Source organism: Sphingomonas sp. Leaf38 (assembly GCF_001421825.1).
In the GTDB taxonomy this organism is placed as follows: Bacteria; Pseudomonadota; Alphaproteobacteria; order Sphingomonadales; family Sphingomonadaceae; genus Sphingomonas.
Window position 1 is genome coordinate 186307 of sequence record NZ_LMLD01000012.1, and the last position, 20927, is coordinate 207233.

Sequence of the window (20927 nt, forward strand, 5' to 3'; positions counted from 1 at the left end):
TGGCGTATCCCGGTCATGGAACCGGGCCCCGCCGCACGAGATCCCGGCTTTCGTTGGGGCGACGGCAGAGGTGGGAGGGGGATGGCAACGCGTCCTCCGCTCGGCTACAGCCCGGCCCACTTATGATCGACACTCCTGCGCCCGCCCGCGATTACCGCGACACCGTCTTCCTGCCGAAGACCGACTTCCCGATGAAGGCGGGCCTCGCCGCCAAGGAGCCGGCGATCCTCGAGCGCTGGGCGAAACTCGGCATCTACGACCGGCTGCGCGAACAGCGGCTCGGGCGCGAGCGGTTCATCCTGCACGACGGCCCCCCCTACGCGAACGGCGACATCCACATGGGTCACGCCATGAACAAGGTGCTGAAGGACATCATCGTCCGCTCGCAATCCTTGATGGGCAAGGACGCACCCTATGTCCCCGGCTGGGACTGCCACGGCCTGCCGATCGAGTGGAAGGTCGAGGAAGCGTATCGTGCCAAGAAGCTGAACAAGGACGACGTCCCCGTCGACCAGTTCCGCGCCGAATGCCGCGCCTATGCCGAAAAATGGGTTGCCGTGCAGAAGGGCGAGTTCGAGCGGCTCGGCGTGATGGGCGACTGGGCCGATCCGTACCTCACGATGAAGTACGACGCCGAGGCCACGATCGTCGGCGAGCTGCTCAAGTTCGCCGAGAGCGGCCAGCTGTACCGCGGTGCGAAGCCCGTGATGTGGTCGCCGGTAGAGAAGACCGCGCTCGCCGAGGCCGAGGTCGAGTATGAGGACATCGTTTCCACGCAGATCGACGTCGCGTTCGAGATCGTGGAGGCGCCGAACGCACCCGAACTGGTCGGCGCGCATGCGGTGATCTGGACGACGACGCCGTGGACGATCCCGGTGAACCAGGCGCTGAGCTATGGGCCTGAAATCGAGTATGTTGTCGGCCGGTTCAAATCAGAGGCTGGGCCTGCTGACATGCGCCAGCCAATGCAAGACGTCAGTCGTACGCCAGACGTTCGCTATGGCCGCCTGCTGATCGCGCGTAGCCTAATCGAATCGTTCGCGGCCAGAGCGTTCGACATCAAGCATTCTCAAGACACTGTGGTTACCACTACGTTTGAGGAAGAGTGGTCGGGTACGGGCTCGCAACTCGAAGGCGCCACCGCGCGTCACCCGATGCACGCACTCGGCGGCTTCTTCGCAAAGCCCCGCCCGTTCCTCCCCGGCGATTTCGTCACGACGGACGCGGGCACCGGGCTCGTCCACATGTCGCCGGACCATGGCGAGGACGATTTCGAGCTCTGCAAGCAATACGGCATCGACCCGGTCTTCGCGGTCGACGGCGCGGGGATGTACCGCGCCGACTGGGCCTGGCTCGGCGGGCAAGGCTCGGTTATCAACAAGAAGTTCGTGGCCGCCGACGGCCCGATCTGCACCGACCTGCGCGCGACCGGCGCGCTGCTCGCGGCGAGCGACGACTTCAAGCACAGCTACCCGCATTCGTGGCGCTCGAAGGCCAAGGTGATCTTCCGCGCGACCCCGCAATGGTTCATCCCGATGGATGCGCCTTCATCGGTCGGGACCGAAGGTGCTTCGACTGCGCTCAGCACGAACGGGGTTGGGGATGCATCCACACCCACCCCGTTCGCCCTGAGCGAAGTCGAAGGGCCTGGGTCGAGCAACGGCGCCACGCTCCGCGAAATCGCGCTCGACGCGATCGCCGCGACCACCTGGATCCCCGCGCGCTCCGAAAACCGGATCACGTCGATGGTGCAGGGCCGACCCGACTGGGTCATCTCGCGCCAGCGCGCCTGGGGCGTCCCCATCGCGCTGTTCGTGAACCGCGTCACCGGCCAGTATCTGAACGACCCCGCGGTCAACGCACGCATCGTCGAAGCCTTCCGCGAGAACGGCGCGGATGCCTGGTATGCCGACGGCCACCAGGCGCTGCTCGGCCCCGACTACGACCTCGCCGACTATGAGGTCGTGAAGGACATCCTCGACGTGTGGTTCGATTCGGGCTGCACGCACGTCTTCACCGTCGAGGCGCGCTACGGCGAAGGAACGCGCGCCAACCTGTATCTCGAAGGCTCGGACCAGCATCGCGGCTGGTTCCAGTCGAGCTTGCTCGAAAGCTGCGGCACGCGCGGTCGCGCACCCTATGACGCGGTCCTCACGCACGGCTTCGCGCTCGACGGCCAGGGCCGCAAGATGTCGAAGAGCCTCGGCAACGTCGTCGATCCCTTGAAGATCATCGGCGAGAGCGGCGCGGACATCCTGCGCATGTGGGTCGCCTCGACCGACTATTTCGACGACGTGAAGATCGGCAAGGAGGTGCTCGCCACCGCCTCCGACGCGTACCGTAAACTGCGCAACACGTTCCGCTACATGCTCGGCGCGCTCGAAGGCTTCGAGGAATCGGAGCGCGTCGCGGTTTCCGACATGCCCGAGCTGGAGCGCTACGTCCTCCACCGCTTGCGGATGATCGACACCGAACTGCGCCAGGCGGCGGAAAGCTATGAGTTCAACCGCTACACGCGCCTGCTGACCGACTTCGCGAACGAGGATCTGTCCGCGTTCTTCTTCGATATCCGCAAGGATTCGCTCTATTGCGATGCGTCGGACGACGTGAAGCGACGGTCGTACCGTACCGTCCTTGACGTGCTGTTCCACGCGCTGGTCCGCTACGCCGCACCGGTGCTCTGCTTCACCGCGGAGGAAGTCTGGCAGGCGAGGTTCCCGAGCGACGACAGTTCGGTGCATTACCTCGAATGGCCGTCGCTCCCGTCGCTCGACGCGGACGACGTGGTCGGCAGCAAGTGGCGTGAGATCCGCGAGTTGCGCGTGGCCGTCACCGAGGCGATCGAGCCGCTGCGCCGCGAGAAGACGGTCCGCTCCAGCCTTGAGGCCGAAGTCACCGTCCCCACGATGCTGCTCGACGCCGACGCGCTGGCCGAGGCGTTCATCGTCGCCAAGGTCACGCCCGGCGACACGGTTACCGTGACGCGCACCGACTTCCACAAATGCGGCCGCTGCTGGCGCCACCTTCCCGAGGTGAAGGTCGATGGCGAGCTATGCGATCGCTGCGAAGGGGTCGTGGCGCATGCGTAACCTCCCCAAGGCGGGGTTCGCCGCCGCCGCCGCGCTCTTCCTCGCCGACCAGCTGAGCAAATGGGCGGTGACGAAGCCGCTCGGGATCGATTCGCTCGGCGATTCGCAGACGATCACGTCGTTCTTCGACCTGCGGTTCGTGCCGAATATCGGCATCTCGCTCGGGCTGCTCCCCGCCGACGGCCACCTGACGCGCTGGGCGCTGGTGCTGCTGACCGGCGCGATCGCGGTCGGCGTCGCGGTGTGGATGACGCGCGAGAAGAACCCGGCCGATCAGGTCGCGCTGGGCTTCGTACTCGGCGGCGCGATCGGCAACATCCTCGACCGGATCCGGCTCGGCTATGTCGTCGATTTCGCCGACCTACACATCGGCGAGTGGCGTCCGTTTTTGGTCTTCAATGTCGCCGATGCAGCGATTACTGTCGGCGTGCTCGTCCTGCTTGTTCGGGCGCTGCTCGTGCGCGAGAAGCCCCCTGTGGAGAATTCCCATGCGTAAGTTCGTACCCCTGGCTGCCGGTCTGGCGAGCGTCGCCCTCCTGTCCGGTTGCGGCGCAGGCCGAAGCCTCGACCGTGCGCGCCCGGACGAGTTCGCCGTAGCGCGCCAGGCCCCGCTCGTGATCCCGCCCGACTTCGCGCTGGTCCCGCCGCAGCCGGGTGCCGCCCGCCCGCAGGATACCGCCGCCAACGCGCAGACGCTCGACGCGCTGTTCGGCGGCGCCGCCGCGCGCAGCCCGGCGGAATCGGGGGTCGTCGCCAATGCCGGCGCGGACAGCGACGATCCCGGCATCCGATCGAGCGCGGGCGATCCGGGCACGACGGTCGTGGACAAGGGCTCGACGACGCGCGACATCGTCGCTGCGCCAGAGGGCGACGGCCAGGACGCGCGCACCACCGCGAACTGATCGCGACGAACGAAAAAGGGCGGCTCCCGCGCGGGAGCCGCCCTTTTTTTGTGCCGGTAAGACTTGCTCCGTAAGGCTTGGTCCCTCGTCGGGAAGGGCCCACCCCACCGTCATCCCAGCGCGCGCTGGGATCTCCCCCTGTGGCAGACGTCATCTGCCCCGAGAGATACCCCAGCGTTCGCTGGGGTGACGGGTTGGGAAGTCTCGGCGCGGCTCCCGTGTTCTCCCGAAAGAGTTGGGAAGTCTCGGCGCGCGCCTTGTTCTCCCGCGACGAAGTCCGCAAGTTTCATCTCACCCTCTTGTTTTCCCGCGAAGGCGGGAGCCCAGTCTGCGTCCCCGCCTTCGCGGGGACGCAAGGGTCAGGAGCGCCGTCTTCCGAAACCGTTCAGAACGCCGCGGTGAGCGAGACGAGCACCTTGCCGTTGGCGATCGAGCCATTGCCGTCCTGCCCGCGGCTGAAGCTCGGCTGGAGATACGCCGACTCGCCCTTGCCGATATCGGTATCGACATACGCGACACCTAGCGTCAGCGGAGTCGACGGGATCACATAGTCGGCGCCGAGCAGCCAGTCGAAATACTCGCCGGTCGGCGACACGCTGGTCGCGAACGGCCCGAGCCCCTTGTTGCCGTTCGAATAGCCGACATGCCCCTTCACGGTCAGCCCGGTGTTGGGAATACCGCTGCTGACGTCGCCCCACAGATACAGGTTGCTGTCCTTGGCGTTGACGCGGTCATAGCCGACCGCCACCGAGGCGCCGCTGCTGTACCACGGCCCCAGCGCCTGCTGCTTGGGCGCATAGGCGACGCCAGCGGTCAGCGCGACCGGTCCGGCCGTGCCCGACAGCTTGGCATAGGGTTCGATGAAGTCGGTGTTGTTGAAGCCCGACGGGTACATGTACCACGTCGCCCCGACGTCGAGTGTCCCGCCGCCGCCGACGGGCAGTTTGTAGCCCGCGATCAGGTCGAGCTCCATGTTCGCGCCGCCGAACGTACCCCAGCCCGCCAGGTTCGATCCCCAGGTGCCGATGTACAGCCCGCTCTTGTGCGCGATGGTGATGCCGCCCTGCACGGCGAGATTCTCGTCCGACTGCGACACGCCGCGGAAGCGATAGTCGCTGACCAGCCCGACCGAGCCCGAGACGGTAATGTCCTTGGGCGGTGCGGTCGCCTCGTCCTGTGCGAACACGGGGGTAGCAGCGGCCAGTGCGATGCCGCCGAGAAGAAGTGTGGTGAAGCGCATCGTTTCCCTTTCGATACTGGAAATGCGATGTCCCCGCCTGCAACCGCGGACGCCGCATCTATCGAGGGCGTGCCCTCCGAGTGCGGTCTTTCCTTGCGATGACCGACATGTGACAGCGGAGCGCTGGCCGCACAAGATAATATTGCGCCAACCGTGGGATTGACGACACGGATGTTGCGCAACAGCCACAGTGATGCGCGACACGCGCGCGCGCATCGCGTCGAACCGTGCACGCACTTGCAGTGGTATTTGCGCTTACCCCCGCGCGACTGCGAACGCGGCCAGCCCTGCTTCGAGATCGGTCATGAGGTCGACGGGGTCTTCGAGGCCGATCTGGAGACGGACCATCGGCCCCGCCGCGTCGCGTCTGGTGACGCTGCGGTACCGCTGCGGGTCGGCGGGGATGGCGAGGCTTTCGAACCCGCCCCAGCTATAGCCGATCCCGAACAGCTCTAGCTTGTCGATCAGCGCAGCGCGCGCCGCCTCGTCGCCGCCGTTCAGCACGAACGAGAACAGCCCGCTCGATCCCTTGAAGTCGCGGACGAACAGGTCGTGGCCGGGGCAATCGGGGAGCGCCGGATGGAGCACCTGCGCGACCTCGGAACGCGACTGGAGCCACTTGGCGATCTGGAGCGCGCTCGACTGGTGCTGCGCGAGGCGGACCGCCATCGTGCGCAGGCCACGGCTGCCGAGCCAGCAATCGTCGGGGCTCGCGACCTGGCCGAGCTGGAAACTCGTCTCGCGCAGTTTCTTGAAATGCCCGGGGGCGGCGGTGACCGAGCCGAGCATCACGTCCGAATGGCCGACGACGTATTTCGTGCCGGCGAGGATCGTGAGGTCGACGCCGCGTTCGATCGCGGGGAAGAACAGCGGGGTGGCCCAGGTGTTGTCGAGCAACGTCGTCACCCCCCGCGCCTTGGCGGCGGCGACGATCGCGGGGACGTCCTGCACCTCGAAACTGAGCGAGCCGGGGCTTTCCATGAAGATCGCGCGCGTATTCTCGCCAATCAGGTCGGCGATGCCCGCGCCGATCATCGGGTCGTAATAGCGCGTGGTGATGCCGAACCGCTTGAGCAGCCCGCCCGCCATCCCGCGCGTCGGATCATAGGCGCTGTCGACCAGCAGCAGTTCGTCGCCGGGCGACAGCACCGACAGCAACGCCGCCGCGATCGCCGCGACGCCCGAGCAATAGAGGAACGTCCCCTCCGCACCCGGCTCGAGCGAGGTGAGCGCATCGGCAAGGCTCCACTGCGTCGGCGTCCCCTTGCGGCCGTAGAACAGCCGGTGATGCGTATCGCGCGTGGCGCTGTCGCGAAGATGGCCGACCGAATCGTACAGGATCGTCGACGCGCGCCAGACCGGCGGGCTGACGATGCCCCCCTCTCCAACACCGCGCGTCCATTCAGGGCGACGACCGGCGAGAACGACTTTGGTCGCATCGCCGACCGGCTTGTTCGTATCGCTCATGCCGTTCCTGTCGCCTTGGGAGTCGAGGGGTCGCCACCCCATTCGGACCAGCTGCCGTCGTACAGCGCCGCGTCGTTGCCGAGCAGATGCGCGCCGAACGCGAGCACCGCCGCAGTAATGCCCGAGCCGCAGGTCATCACGAGCGGCTTCGACAGATCGACGCCCGCCTTGTCGAACTCGGCCTTCAGCGCGTCGCCGGTCTTCCACGTCCCGTCCGCGTTGAACACCGCGCCCTGCGGCAGGTTCTTCGAGCCCGGAATATGCCCCGGCGCCGTGCCGGGCCGCGGGTCTTCCTCCGCCCCCGTGAAGCGCGCTGCCGAGCGTGCGTCGAGCACCTGCTCCGCGCCGCTGTCGACGTTCGCCGTCATCTGATCGAGATCGCGCACGCCCTCGAGGTCCGCCCAGGTCGTGAAGTGGCGATGCCGCAGCGTCTCCTTGCCCGACGCCGTCTCGCGCCCCTCGGCCTGCCATTTGGCCAGCCCGCCGTCGAGGATCGCGACATTGTGCGCGCCGAACAGCCGCAACATCCACCACGCGCGCGCCGCGGTATGCCAGGGCGAGCTGTCGTACAGTATGATCCGGCTGCCATCGCCCAGACCCAGCGTCTGCATCCGGCTCGCGAACTTCTCCGCGGACGGCAGCATGTTGGGCAGGTCGCTGTCGGTATCGCGCAGCTCGGCGAGGTTCATGAACACCGCGCCGGGAATGTGCGCCGCCTCATATTCCGCCGCCGCGTCGCGTCCCTCGGCATAGGTCGCGTCGACGATCCTGAGATCATTCGCGCCGAGTTCGCTCGCCAGCCATTCGGTGGTCACCAACGCGTCCATATCCGGCTCCTTTTGCTGACGTATCAGTAGCCAGCGGGGCCGCTCGCGTCGAGGGAGGCGAGAAACTGCGCGGCCTGCGCACGCGTCGCGTCGCGGTCCGCCTCGGTCTGTTTGTGCCAGTTGCGATACGGCATCGCGAGCCGGTTGTTGCGCCCGAGCTTGTCCTCGTGTCGCGCGAGGAAATCCCAGTAGAGCGCGTTGAACGGGCACGCGTCGGGCCCGATCCGCTGCTTAACCTTGTACCGGCATGTCCCGCAATAATCGGACATCCGGTCGATATACGCACCCGACGAGATATACGGCTTCGACCCCAGCAGCCCGCCATCGCCGAACTGACTCATCCCCAGCGTGTTGGGCAGCTCGACCCATTCATACGCGTCGACATAGACCTCGAGGTACCATTGGTGGACCTTGGCCGGGTCGGCCCCGATCAGCAGCGCGAAATTGCCCGTCACCATCAGCCGCTGGATGTGGTGCGCATGCGCGGTCTCGAGCGTCTGGCCGATCGCCTCGCGCAGGCAGTGCATGTCGGTGTCGCCGGTCCAGTACCAGCCGGGGAGTTCGCGGTGATGGTCGAGGAAGTTGCGTTCGACGTAATCGGGCCCCTCGCGCCAGTAGATCCCGCGCATATATTCGCGCCAGCCGATGATCTGGCGGATATAGCCCTCGACCGCGTTCAGCGGCGCGCGCCCGGCGCGATATTCCGCCTCCGCGCGCCTGCACAGGTCGAGCGGATCGAGCAGCCCCGAATTGATGTAGGGCGACAGGATCGAGTGCCACAGATGCCGCTCGCCGGTGAGCATCGCATCCTCGTAATCGCCGAACTGCGCCAGCGCGTGTTTGAAGAAGTTCGCCGCCTGCCGCTCGGCATCCCCGGCGGTCACCGCATAGTCGAACCCGTCGAGACTCCCCGGATGCTCGGCGAACCGCTCCGCAACCAGTGCCAGCACGTCCTGCGTGATCGCATCCGGCTTGAACACCAGCGGGCGCGGCATCAGCAGGTCGTTCTTGGCGGGCTTGCGGTTCTCCTTGTCGAAGTTCCAGCGATCGCCCTCGGGCTTGCCGTCGGTCATCAACAGCCCGGTACGCGTCCGCATCTGGCGGTAGAACCATTCCATCGTCAGCGACTTGCGCTCGGCCGCCCAGGTCTCGAAATCGGCATGGCTTGCCAAAAACCGGTCGTCGCTGCGGATCGTGACGGGGATGCCGAACAGCGTCTCCCAGCTTTCGAACATCGCCATCACGCGCCACTCGCCGCCCTCGGTGACGACGATCCGCGCGGGGTCGTGCCGCGCAACCGCGCGCGCGATCTCGCCGGTGAAGCTGCCCGCATTGTCGGGATCGTCGAGCCTGGTGTATTCCACCGTCCAGCCCGCCGCGCGCAACGCCTCGGCATGATGCCGCATTGCGGACAGGATATAGGCGATCTTGCGCTTGTGATGGCGGACATAGGTCGTCTCGTCGTCGACCTCCATCATCAGCACGATCGTCGTCGCGGGATCCTGCCCGCGCAGCGCGGCGAGGTCGATCGTGAGCTGGTCGCCGAGGATCGGTACGAGTGTGGTTTTCTTGCGCGTCATCGCATCCTACATGGCGGCGTATGACCGCTCCCCAGAACCCATTGCATCTTGGCCAGAACAGCGCCCTTCCCGCCTCTCCAGAAGAGGCCGTGCTCGATTATGTTCCGAACCCGCGGCCCGGACGGACCTATCTCGTGCGGTTTGCGGCGCCCGAGTTCACGTCGCTCTGCCCCGTCACCGGCCAGCCCGACTTCGCGCATCTCGTGATCGACTATGTTCCCGGCGAAACGATCGTCGAGTCGAAGTCCCTGAAGCTGTTCCTCAGCAGCTTCCGCAACCATGCCGGCTTCCACGAGGATTGCACCGTCGGCATCGGCGAGCGGCTGTTCGAGGAGATGAAGCCCGTGTGGCTACGCATCGGCGGCTATTGGTATCCGCGCGGCGGAATTCCGATCGACGTGTTCTGGCAATCGAGTGCACCGCCACAGGATCTGTGGCTGCCCGATCAGGGGGTCGCGTCGTACCGGGGCCGCGGATAGGGCTTGCGAAATATCAAATTGATTTGGATTGATATTTTTCCCGTGCTGCACTGCAGTATGGGATGAAACTTTATGCTACCTGAACCGTTCAAATGGATGCGCGACCGGGTTCTCCCAGAAGTGCGCGCTCAAACGAGGGACAGGGTATGGTGAAACCGGCGGACGGTGGGAATATCGCGCGACTGGCGCTGATCGGTAATTTCTTACCGAGGCAGTGCGGGCTCGCTACCTTCACGACCGACGTTTTCACGGCCATGCGCGCGCGCTTTCCCGAAATCGCCGTCGATGTGTACGCGATGGATGATCACCCCGGTAAATACGATTATCCGGCCGAAGTCACCGGGACGATCCCCGAGCCGGAGCTGTCGGCGTATATCGACACCGCGCGAAAGATCGAGGCGAGCGGCGCGCAGGCGATCTGGCTCCAGCACGAATATGGCATCTTCGGCGGCCCCGCCGGCGAACATATCCTCGCGCTGCTCGACCGTACGACGCTGCCGGTGATCGTTACGCTGCACACCATCCTCGAAAAGCCCAACGCTGACCAGCGTCGCGTGCTCGAAGGCCTGCTCCGCCGCGCCGCGCGCGTGGTCGTCATGGCCGAGCGTGGCCGCGACATTCTGCAGCGCGTCTATGGCGCCAATCCGCGCCAGGTCGTCATGATCCCGCACGGCGTGCCCGACCGCGATCTGCTCGATCCAGCGACGCTCAAGGACAAGTTCGGCTGGGACGGCCGCAAGGTCATGCTGACGTTCGGCCTGCTCGCGCCCAACAAGGGGATCGAGACGGTCATCAACGCGCTGCCCGCGGTGATCGCGAAGCATCCCGACCTGCTCTACGTCGTGCTGGGTGCCACGCATCCGAACCTCGTCGCCTATGAAGGCGAGAAGTACCGCGACAAGCTCAAGGCGCTCGCCGCCGACAAGGGCGTGGCCGACAATGTCGCGTTCGTCGATGCGTTTCTCGAACATGGCGAGCTGCTCGACTATCTCCAGGCCGCGGACGTCTACGTGACGCCGTACACCAACCCTGCGCAGATCACGTCGGGTACGCTCAGCTACGCGATCGGCGTCGGCAAGCCCGTCATCTCGACGCCATACGTCCACGCGACCGAAATCCTCGCGGACGGCCACGGCGTGCTCGTGCCCTTCGGCGATGTCGACGCGTTCGCGCGCGAGATCGACACGCTGATGTCGAACGATCGCGATCGCAACCGGCTGGCCGAGCGTGCCTATGCGCGCGGTCGCACGATGATCTGGCCCAAGCTCGCCGAGGCGATGATGACGGAAATCCGCGCGATCGTGGCCGCACGCCCGTTCCGCCTTGCCAAGGTGCCCGCGCCGCTCAAGCAGCTCGCGCCCGATTTCGCCGCGGTCGAGCGGATGAGCGATTCTACGGGCATGCTCCAGCATTCGATCTATTCGATCCCGGATCGCCGTCACGGCTACTGCATCGACGACAACTGCCGCGCGCTGATGCTGATGAGCGCGATCCCCGACATGGACGAGGTCCTGCGCGACAAGTGGATGACGATCTACGCGTCGTTCGTGCAATATGCCTGGAACCCGGACACGCGCCGCTTCCGCAATTTCATGAATTTCGATCGCACCTGGTGCGAGGATGCGGGGTCGGAGGATTCGAACGGTCGCACGCTCTGGTCGCTCGGCGTGACCGCGCGCGATGCGCAGGCGGCCAAGCATCGCGACTGGGCGACCGCGATGTTCGATTCGACCGCATCGATGGCGCTCGAACTCGGCAGCCTGCGTGCGCAGGCGTTCGCGATGCTCGGCGCGGCGGCGATGCTCGAGGCCAAGCCCGGCCACCAGCTGTCGCTGTCGATCCTCGAGGCGTTCCCCAAGGTCCATCTCGACCTGCTCGCCAAGGCCCGCCGCCCCGAATGGCAGTGGTTCGAGATCGTGCTCGCCTATGACAATACGCGTCTCCCGCAGGCGTTGATCCGGGCGGGCCAGACGCTGGGGCGTCAGGACCTGATCGAGTGCGGCCTCGCCACGCTCGACTGGATCGTCGCCAAGCAGACCTCGCCCGAAGGCCGCTTCCGCGCGGTCGGGTCGGAGAGCTTCAACCGGCCCTATGCCGAGCCGTTGCAGTTCGACCAGCAGCCGCTCGAAGCGCAGGCGACCGTCGACGCGTGCGCCGCTGCCTATGACGCGACCGGCGACGTGCGCTGGCGCGACGAGGCGTTGCGCGCCTATGGCTGGTTCCTCGGCGTCAACGACCTCGATCTGCCGCTCGCGAGCGTCGCGGATGGCGGCTGCTATGACGGTCTGATGCCGACCGGGCTCAACCGAAACCAGGGCGCCGAGTCGATTTTGGCACTGCAACTCGCAAGTTGCGCCATTTCAGGGGTATCTAAAGCAGCGCAAAGCGTGGCAGGAGCCACCCGCGTCGTCGCTTAGCCGGACCTCAGCGGGTCCCGGTCTTGACGGCGCGTTGAGTGGAACGACGCGGGGCACTGCTACGATGGATCTGTTCAACCACCAGCTGCGGCTGCACGCGGACCCTTCGCGTGTCGTCGTCCGGCCGTTTCACATCGCCTGGGGCGGTCATGGCGGCGCGCCGAGCCGCACCGAGCGGCTCGTCGGCGAAGTGCTGGAAATGACGCCCGCACAAGCGCGGTCGCAGCTTGAGGTCGTGCTGAAGGATTTCGAGGCGCGCCACTGGCAGACGCGCCGCGTATTCATGACTCGCTACGACCAGATCGAGGACATGCTCGGGCTGAATGGTGCCGAGATCGGCGACGAGAAGCGCCAGCTGATCGGCGCCTATTTCTGCCACGAATACAGCTATGCCGCCGCCGCGCTGATGAACCCGAGCGCGGTGCCGCATTTCGACCAGTCGGGGATGCCGCCGGGCTCGATGCGCATCCTGATGAGCCTGCGCGCGGTCGGCGAGGGGCACATCTCGTCGGTCGCGTTCCGCGAAGGCATAATCACCTGCGAAAACCAGATGAAGCTCGCGCCCGAGCCGCCGTTCGCGACCGCGACCGATGCGGTCGGCAGCGGCGAGGACGAGATGCCGATCGGCCCCGTCACCGTCTATCGCCACCGCGACAGCACGCTGAGCGGCACGGTGATCTTCCCGATCACGCAGGCGCAGTCGAAGGGCCTCGAGGATCTGCGCATCGTCCGCTTCCAGCACGAGAACGGCGATTACGAATGGATCGGCACCTACACCGCGTATAACGGCTCGGTGATCCAGTCCGAGCTGATGCGCACGCGCGACTTCCGCGCGTTCGATCTCGTGCCGATGACCGGCCCCGCCGCGCGAAATAAAGGCATGGCGCTGTTCCCGCGGAAAGTGAACGGCCAGTATATGATGATCGGCCGGCAGGACGGCGAGAACCTGTTCCTGCTCAAGTCGGACACGCTGACCGACTGGGACGATGGCGAGAAGATCCTGACGCCCGAATATCCGTGGGAGCTGGTGCAGATCGGCAATTGCGGGCCGCCGATCGAGCTCGACGAGGGGTGGCTGCTGCTGACCCACGGCGTCGGTGCGATGCGCAAATATTCGATCGGCGCGGTGCTGCTCGACAAGGACGATCCGTCGAAGGTGATCGGCCGCACCAAGCAGCCGATCCTCGCCGCTAAGGATCAGGATCGCGAGGGCTATGTCCCCAACGTCGTCTATAGCTGCGGCGCGTTGAAGCATGGCGACACGATCTTCATGCCGTACGGAATCGCCGACAGCTCGGTGGGCTTCGCGTTCGTGCCGATCAAGGACATGCTCGCCGCGATGAAGTGACGGGGGGGCGTCCGGACGGACACCATCCTTCGCTCGCTCGTTAGCACCACCCCGACACTAAGCCGCCACCCCGGCACTAAGCCGCCACCCCGGCGGAGGCCGGGGCCCAGTTGGCAAGGCTGTAGTAACGACGCGCATCGCTCAGTCAGCGACGTCCCCCAACTGGGCCCCGGCCTCCGCCGGGGTGGTGCACTAGAACCGAACGCATCTCCCGCTTCTTGTTCTCCCGCGAAGGCGGGAGCCCAGTCTGGATCCCCGCCTTCGCGGGGAAACAAGCTTACCTTTCCCCTCTCCCCTCGGGGGAGAGGGAAGGGCCCGCCCGGCTCTTGCCGAGTGGGAAGGGTGGGGGCACGCGCCTACCGCGACACCGCCATCGTCCGGCGGTACATCACCCAAGTCAGCACGCCGAACAGCAGCGTCCCGCCGACCAGCGCTACGCTAGCAAACCCATCCCCAACCACCGCCAACGGCGTCTCCTTGTTCGTCAGATACACGATCCCCGCAAAGCCAACGCCCCACAGCGACTCCCCGACGATCATGCCGGTAGCGGTCAACACACCCATCCGCTTGGCCAACTCAGGATCCCGCGCCCGATCCGCCCAACGATCATACGCAAACCCCACGACCGCGCCGATCGTGACCGGCAGCGTCACCGACATCGGCAGATACACGCCCAGCCCGACGCCGAGCGGCGGCAAGCGCAGCTTGCCCGCCTTGCCCAGCAGCTCGTCGACCGCGATGACGACCACGCCCGTCAGCGCGCCATAGCCGATCATCGCCCAATTGAGATTACCCCCCAGCACACCCTTCGCGAGCGCCGAGATCAGCGCCGCCTGCGGGGCCGCCAGCGCATTGGGCCCCGCCCCCGGCGCGCCCGCAAACCCGAGCGTACTGCCAAGCAGGTTGAGCACCGGCGGCACCACGATCGATCCGAACACCACGCCGATCAGCAACGCGACCTGCTGCTTCCATGGCGTCGCGCCGACCAACTGGCCCGTCTTCAGATCCTGCAGATTGTCGTTGGAGATCGTCGCGATCCCGAACACAATCCCCGTCACGATCAGCCCGTAGGCGACCAGAGCCTGCGTCGTCCCCGGCTCGACCGCGCGGCCGAACCACGACACCAGCAGGATCGAGGCGGCGAGAATGGCGAGGATGCCGATCCCCGAGACCGGCGAATTCGACGCGCCGATCAGCCCGGCCATATACCCGCAGACCGCCGCGATCACGAGGCCGATGACCAGGATAAACATCAGGCTGCCCGCGATGAGCCCGATCGCGGACGCCTCGAGCGGACCGCCCTGCAACACCGTCCACAGCAGGATGCCGATCGGCACGAGCATCGCGAGCGAGCCGATCCCGACGATCCCGATCGGAATGTCGCGCTCCTCCAGCGCCAGCACTTCGCCGCCCCGCTTGGCCGCCGACGCCGCCAGCGCCGAGCGCACGCCGCCGACCACGGGTCCTGCGATCTTGAGCAACGTCCAGATCGCCGCGACGCCGATCACGCCCGCACCGAAGAAGCGCACGTCCGAGCGGAACACCGTGGTCGCGATCACCTCCGCGGTGCCGGTGATGCTCCCTCCCGAGGTCAGGATCGGCAGCAGGATCCACCAGCCGATGATGACGCCCGCGAACATCGCCATGCCGACCGAGATGCCGACCAGATGCCCCGCGCCCAGCAGCGCGAACGACAGCCCGCCCGAGATCCCGGTCGCGCCCGCGCCAACGCGGAACCACGTCGCGGCCTCGGCCGCGACCAGCTTGGTCTGCGTGAGGATCGCGAAGCCCGCCGAGACGACCGCGTTGGCGACGATGATGCCGAGCCCGCGCGCGCTCTCCTCGCCGCCCTCGCGGCTGCCCGCGCCGACTTTCAGCACTTCCGCCGCCGCGCGTCCCTCAGGGTAGGGCAGCACGGTGTCGACGACGAGCGCGCGGCGCAACGGCACCGAGAACAGCACGCCGAGCACGCCGCCGAACATCGTGATCGCCGCGGTGGTGAAGAACGGAAAGCCCTGCCACCAGCCGATCATAACGAGGCCGGGCAGCACGAAGATAATCGCCGCCAGCGTGCCCGCGGCGGATGCGATCGTCTGGACGATGTTGTTCTCGAGGATCGTCGAATCCTTGAACAATCGCAGCACCGCCATCGAGATCACCGCGGCGGGGATCGACGTTGCGAACGTCAGCCCGATCTTGAGCCCGAGATAGACGTTCGCCGCGGTGAACAGCAGCGTGATGATCCCGCCGAGCACGATCCCGCGAAAGGTAAGCTCGCGAATGCTCGTTTCGGGGCTCGTCTCGGGCCCCGTCTCGGGTGCGCCCCGCGTCGCGTCGGTCATGTCGTCAGCCTCAAAGCAATTCGGGCGACTTGTGGCATGATGTGGGGCGGGAGGAAACCGCAACGCCCGCCAGAAGCATGTTCTCCCGCGAAGGCGGGAGTCCAGACGGGGGCTCCCGCCTTCGCGGGAGAACAAGAAGGGGCTGCCCCCTCCCCAAACCCTACCGCGTCGCCATCCGCCGCGCGAAATTGACCTCGACCGCGCGCGTCACGCTTTCCGCGATCCGCTGCCGCCCCTCGGCGCTGTCCAGGAACGCCGCGTCCTGCGGATTCGAGATATACCCCGTCTCGAACAGGATCGACGGCATGTCCGGCGCCTTGAGCACCATCAGCGACGCCATCCGGTGGAAGTTCGCTTTGAGCGGCATCAGCGGCTTGGCCTCGCGCCCGAGCAACCGCGCGAACGTCGCCGACGCGTTCATCGTCTCGCGCTGAGTCAGGTCGATCAGGATCGACGACACGTCCGCGGGCGCCTCGCCCAGGTTCACGCCCGAGATCACGTCCGCCTTGTTCTCGCGTGCCGCCAGCCGGGCTGCCTCCTTGTCCGACGCCACCTCGGACAGCGTGTACGCGGTTGCGCCGCTCGCGGTCTCGGTGCCGGTGCTGTCGCAGTGGATCGAGATGAACAGATCGCCCTTCAGCCGCCGCGCGACGCCGTACCGCTCGCGCAGGATCAGATAGCGGTCGTCGCTGCGCGTCAGCGCCACGCGCACGCGCCCCGATGCCAGCAATTCGTCACGAATGGCCTTGGCGACCTTGAGCGTCACGTCCTTCTCGCGCAGCCCATTGGGCCCGATCGCACCCGGATCGACGCCGCCATGTCCCGCATCGATCACCACCAGCGGCCGCGTGTCGTCACCCTCCACGCGTGGCAGCCGAACCCCGCGCGCCTTGGGCGGCACCGGCACCGACACCTTGTATCTGGGCCGCGACGCCGCCCCGAAATTGAACGGGAAGAAGTTGATCGGCCCGGCGATCCCGGCCTGCGCGAACTGGTTGTCGTCGACCGTGCGCAGCGCCAGCGTGAGTTCGCGGCCCTCGGAATCGAACCCGCCATCGGTGACGATCGCCGGCTCGGCGAGATCGAACACCATCCGCATTCCCGAATGCCCGCTGCGCATCTGCGTGACGCCCGTCACCAGCCCACGAGCCGCGACCTCGCGGCCCGGAGACGCACCGGTCACGTCGACCGCGATCTGGCGCGGCCCGGTCAGCACGCGGCTGGCGGCATCGCCGACCGCCTCGTCGAACCGGATCACGATCCGCCCGTCCCGGATCGCGACGCTCTGCACGGTCGCCGCCCAGGCGGGCACGCTCGCCAGCCAGCCGGCCATGAGGGCGATGACGGTCAACACCCCGCGTCCTTGCCGTGCGGACGTGCCGCCGGTCCAGCGAAAATCCATGCTACACCCCTTTGATCGATACATCCGATCGCTGCACGGACAGGTAAGCCCCGGTGTCACAAGGGCGCGTTGCGGTGTGCGGTTAATTTGCCGTTTGCCACGAATTTGCCGGCAACGCGCTGCCGCTCCGGCAATTCTGCGCCTTGCTGCCCCAGTTCCGCGGTGAAGCGCGCGTGTCTGCGGGCGGTTTGCCGACACAATGTGGCGCATTGCGGGATCGGGTATGCAGTGCTAGTCCTGTCGTACAGCCGTGTGTCGCCTGGTTTTGACCAGCGACGCGCTGGTCTCGACGCCCGCCTGCGGATCCTCGCCGGCGCGGCAATTCAGGTTGACGCTCGAATGACGCATTCCCCCCGCCCCGCTCTCCGACCGGCCTTTGCCGACGGGATCGCGGTCGTGCGGGCGCCGCAGGGAGAGTTCCCGCGGCATGCAAACCGAGCAGAGGCAGTTTTGCATACCTTCCGCGGCTCAGGACGTCCGTGTCCGACCGCCCCACCATCAAGCGCGCGACGGCTGCCGACAGGCCCGGCGCGCGCGCGGAGATTCTATAATGACAACGCGCATGCTGATCGACGCACGCCACCGGGAAGAAACCCGGATCGCCGTCGTCAAAGGTAACCGGATCGAGGAATTCGATTTCGAGAGTGCCGAACGCAAGCAGCTGAAAGGCAATATCTACCTCGCCAAGGTCACGCGGGTCGAGCCGTCGCTCCAGGCGGCGTTTATCGATTACGGCGGCAATCGCCACGGCTTCCTCGCGTTCAGCGAGATCCATCCCGATTACTACCAGATCCCCAAGGAAGACCGCGACGCGCTGCTCCGCGAGGAAGCCGAGCATGCCGCAGAGGAGGCCGCGCTGCGCGCCGACTATGACGCGGACGACGAAGAAGGTGACGACGAGGACGATATCGAGCGCTTCGAGGACGATGGCGGGGTAGATCCCGACGTCGCCGAGGAACTCGAAGGCGGCGAAGCGAGCGACGCCCCACGTCGCAAGCGCAAGTCGAGCAGCGACGATGCCGCGGTCGAGGACCTGCGCGAGCGTCGCATGAACCTGCGCCGCCGCTACAAGATCCAGGACGTGATCCATCGCCGCCAGGTGCTGCTCGTCCAGGTCGTCAAGGAAGAGCGCGGCAACAAGGGCGCGGCGCTGACGACGTATCTGTCGCTGGCCGGTCGCTACTGCGTGCTGATGCCCAACACGAGCCACGGTGGCGGCATCTCGCGCAAGATCAGCAACGCGGGCGATCGCAAGCGCCTGAAGTCGATCATGGCCGATATGCAGCTGCCGCCCTCGATGGGCTGCATCGTCCGCACCGCCGGGCTCCAGCGCAGCAAGGTCGAGATCAAGCGCGACTTCGATTACCTCGCCCGCCTGTGGGACGGGATCCGCGAGGCCACGCTGCAGGCGTCGGCCCCTGCGCTCGTCTATGGCGACAGCGACCTGATCAAGCGCGCGATCCGCGACATCTACAACAAGGAAATCGAAGAGGTCATCGTCGAGGGCGAGGACGGCTATCGCCAGGCGCGCGAGTTCATGCGCCTGCTGATGCCCACGCACGCGCGTCGCATCAAGCACTATGCCGATCCCGTGCCGCTGTTCCAGCGCGCGGGCGTCGAGGATCAGCTGTCGGCGATGTACCATCCCGTCGTCCAGCTGAAGTCGGGCGGCTATCTGGTCATCAACCCGACCGAGGCGCTCGTCTCGATCGACATCAACTCGGGCCGCTCGACGCGCGAGCACAGCATCGAGCAGACCGCGACCGCGACCAACCTCGAGGCCGCACAGGAAATCGGGCGCCAGCTCCGCCTGCGCGACATGGCCGGGCTCGTCGTCATCGACTTCATCGACATGGATAACAATTCCAACGTCCGTAAGGTCGAGAAGGCGATGAAGGAGGCGCTGAAGAACGATCGTGCGCGCATCCAGATCGGCCGCATCTCGTCGTTCGGCCTCATGGAAATGAGCCGCCAGCGCCTCCGCACCGGCGTGCTCGAAGCATCGACGCGCGCCTGCCCGCATTGCGAGGGCACCGGGCTCGTCCGCACCGCATCGTCGTCGGGCATCTCCGCGCTCCGCCTCATCGAGGACGAGGCCGCGCGCGGTCGCGGCTCGCTGCTGACGCTGCGCGCGAGCCAGGAGGCTGCGGTCTACATCCTCAACCGCAAGCGCGCCGACATCGCCGAGATCGAGGATCGCTACGGCGTGATCGTCGAGATCATCCCCGGCCAGGACGAGGAAGGCGCGCACATGACGGTCGAGGCCAGTGGCCCGCCGCCCGCGCACGCCCCCAAGTTCGTCCAGATCATCGAGGAAGACGAGGACGACCTTCCCGAGGAGATCGAGGACGAGATCGAGGAGGACGAGGTCGAAGAGGCCGAGGCCGAGCAGCCACGCCGTCGCGAAGGGAGTCGCGAGGCGAACGGCGAGCAGCGCGCACCACGCGAGGGTCGCGATGCGGACGGTGAAGGCGGCAAGAAGCGTCGTCGTCGCCGCGGTCGTCGCGGTCGCGCGCGTCCCGGCGAGGACGGCGCGGTCGAAGGCACCAACGGCGAGGGTTCGTTCGAGGACGCCGACACCAACGTCGAGGAAATCGACGCGGTCGAGGGCGACATCGTCGAAGTCGGTGGTGGCGAGGAGGCCGAGACCATCATGTCGGCCGAACAGGCCAACGGCGTCGAGGGCGAAGGCCGTCGTCGTCGCGGACGTCGCGGACGTCGCGGCGGTCGCCGCAACGAGCAGGGGTCGGAGAACGGCCAGTCGGTCGCCGTCAGCAGCATCGACGATGCCCAGCTGATCGCCGAGGCCCCCGAGCCCGAGGCGTATGAGCCGGTTGAATCGACCTATGCCGAGCCCCCCTACGAGCCGGCGCAAGAGCCGGTCGTTCAGGAGGCGCCGGTCGCAGAGGTCGCGGACGGTCCGAAGATGCGCCGTCGTCCCCGCGCCCGCGCAGCAGCCGCTGCGGCAAACATCGCCGAGCCGGTTGCAGAGGCAGCCCCCAAGGCCCGCCGCGGTCGCAAGCCGCGCGCGGTCGAGGCGGACGTCGAGACGGTCGCGCCGGAGCCGGTCGCGCCCGAGCCCGTCGCGGCCGAGCCGGCTGCGCCAAAGCCGAGCCGCCGTCGTCGTGAGGCGATCGCCGAAGCGACGATGGACGAGGTGAGCGCAACGCCCGCCGAGACTATCGAGGCTGCGGCGCCGAAGCCCAAGCGTGCGCGCCGCAAGGCGTCGGACGCGGTGGCCGAAACGCCGGTCGTCGAGGACGCGCCTGCCAAGGTCGCCAAGCCCCGCGGTCGCCCGCGCAAGGCGGCCGTGGTCGACGCCGGCGATGCCGCGCCGACCAGCGAACCGCTCGATACGCCGATCGCGACCACGCCGCCCAAGGCCGAAGTCCAGCCGCAGGACGTCGCGACCGACCGCGCCGACGATGGCACCAACGACGGCCCCGACGGCGCCCCGCGCCGCGGCTGGTGGCAGCGCACCTTCGGCTAACGCCGGACGCTGTGACCAAAGAAACGGGCGCGACCGAAAGGCCGCGCCCGTTTTCGTTTGTGGGACGGACGACGGCTACCGGTGACGTGTTCCCCGCGCCAAAAACATGGGTCCCCGCGAAGGCGGGGACACAGACTGGGCTCCCGCCTTCGCGGGAGAACATGACACAAGAGCAATGCGCGGTTGGGACGTTCGGCGTGTAGAGGGACGCCCCCGGCTCCCCCACCCACCACCACCCCGGCGAAGGCCGGGGCCCGATTGGAAAGGTGGCAATAACGAAGCGCCACCCTCAATTAGCACCGTCCCCTAATTGGACCCCGGCCTCCGCCGGGGAGGTCCAGTTT

The 20927-nt window shown here is 66.8% G+C and carries 13 protein-coding genes; 7 read left to right on the forward strand and 6 right to left on the reverse strand.

Annotated elements, in window-relative coordinates:
- Positions 1–122 precede the first annotated feature (122 nt).
- The 3 genes from ileS to ASE88_RS16470 are packed head-to-tail and all read left to right on the forward strand — an operon-like array spanning position 123 to position 3991.
- Positions 123–3089, forward strand: coding sequence for an isoleucine--tRNA ligase (ileS, locus tag ASE88_RS16460; RefSeq protein ID WP_056479977.1), 2967 nt, complete (start codon positions 123–125; stop codon positions 3087–3089).
- Complete coding sequence (gene lspA / locus ASE88_RS16465) at positions 3082–3585, forward strand: signal peptidase II (protein WP_056480369.1); 504 nt, start codon at positions 3082–3084, stop codon at positions 3583–3585. Before ileS ends, lspA begins: the two co-directional genes overlap by 8 nt.
- Entirely contained in the window at positions 3578–3991 is a 414-nt protein-coding gene (locus ASE88_RS16470; protein ID WP_055881204.1) for a DUF3035 domain-containing protein, read from the forward strand. The genes lspA and ASE88_RS16470 overlap by 8 nt, the downstream gene beginning before the upstream one ends.
- A gap of 385 nt (positions 3992–4376) precedes the next feature.
- Here the strand turns inward: ASE88_RS16470 and ASE88_RS16475 are convergent, their stop codons facing one another.
- The 4 genes from ASE88_RS16475 to ASE88_RS16490 form a co-directional block, all read right to left on the reverse strand.
- The gene (locus ASE88_RS16475; RefSeq protein WP_056479979.1) at positions 4377–5231 is read right to left on the reverse strand and encodes a TorF family putative porin; all 855 of its coding nucleotides are present in this window, start codon (positions 5229–5231) and stop codon (positions 4377–4379) included.
- A 255-nt stretch (positions 5232–5486) separates the two neighbouring features.
- A complete protein-coding gene (gene metC, locus ASE88_RS16480) occupies positions 5487–6698 on the reverse strand; it encodes a cystathionine beta-lyase (protein WP_056479982.1) in 1212 nt (403 codons plus the stop codon).
- Entirely contained in the window at positions 6695–7525 is an 831-nt protein-coding gene (gene sseA / locus ASE88_RS16485) for a 3-mercaptopyruvate sulfurtransferase (protein ID WP_056479984.1), read from the reverse strand. Before sseA ends, metC begins: the two co-directional genes overlap by 4 nt.
- Before the next feature lie 23 nt (positions 7526–7548).
- Positions 7549–9105 carry a cryptochrome/photolyase family protein gene (locus ASE88_RS16490; RefSeq protein WP_056479988.1) on the reverse strand — a complete coding sequence of 519 codons (1557 nt, stop codon included), beginning with the start codon at positions 9103–9105 and terminating at the stop codon, positions 7549–7551.
- Between the two features lie 20 nt (positions 9106–9125).
- On the opposite strand from ASE88_RS16490, the gene queF reads away from it, so the two are divergent.
- The 3 genes from queF to ASE88_RS16505 all read left to right on the forward strand — a co-directional run bounded on the left by queF (position 9126) and on the right by ASE88_RS16505 (position 13349).
- Positions 9126–9584 (forward strand): preQ(1) synthase, encoded by a 459-nt coding sequence (gene queF, locus ASE88_RS16495; RefSeq protein ID WP_055881218.1) that lies wholly within the window; start codon positions 9126–9128, stop codon positions 9582–9584.
- A gap of 146 nt (positions 9585–9730) precedes the next feature.
- On the forward strand, positions 9731–12001 hold the full coding sequence (locus tag ASE88_RS16500) for a glycosyltransferase family 4 protein (protein WP_055881222.1): 2271 nt from the start codon (positions 9731–9733) through the stop codon (positions 11999–12001).
- Between the two features lie 64 nt (positions 12002–12065).
- Positions 12066–13349 carry a glycoside hydrolase family 130 protein gene (locus ASE88_RS16505; protein WP_056479991.1) on the forward strand — a complete coding sequence of 428 codons (1284 nt, stop codon included), beginning with the start codon at positions 12066–12068 and terminating at the stop codon, positions 13347–13349.
- A gap of 356 nt (positions 13350–13705) precedes the next feature.
- Here ASE88_RS16505 and ASE88_RS16510 read toward each other — a convergent pair whose 3' ends face one another.
- Both ASE88_RS16510 and ASE88_RS16515 read right to left on the reverse strand, forming a co-directional pair.
- A complete protein-coding gene (locus ASE88_RS16510; protein ID WP_056479994.1) occupies positions 13706–15691 on the reverse strand; it encodes an OPT family oligopeptide transporter in 1986 nt (661 codons plus the stop codon).
- A gap of 160 nt (positions 15692–15851) precedes the next feature.
- Positions 15852–17093: an N-acetylmuramoyl-L-alanine amidase gene (locus ASE88_RS16515; RefSeq protein WP_056479997.1), complete on the reverse strand. Its 1242-nt coding sequence runs from the start codon at positions 17091–17093 to the stop codon at positions 15852–15854.
- A gap of 562 nt (positions 17094–17655) precedes the next feature.
- Here ASE88_RS16515 and ASE88_RS16520 point away from each other — a divergent pair.
- The gene (locus tag ASE88_RS16520) at positions 17656–20583 is read left to right on the forward strand and encodes a ribonuclease E/G (protein ID WP_056480001.1); all 2928 of its coding nucleotides are present in this window, start codon (positions 17656–17658) and stop codon (positions 20581–20583) included.
- Positions 20584–20927 lie beyond the last annotated feature (344 nt).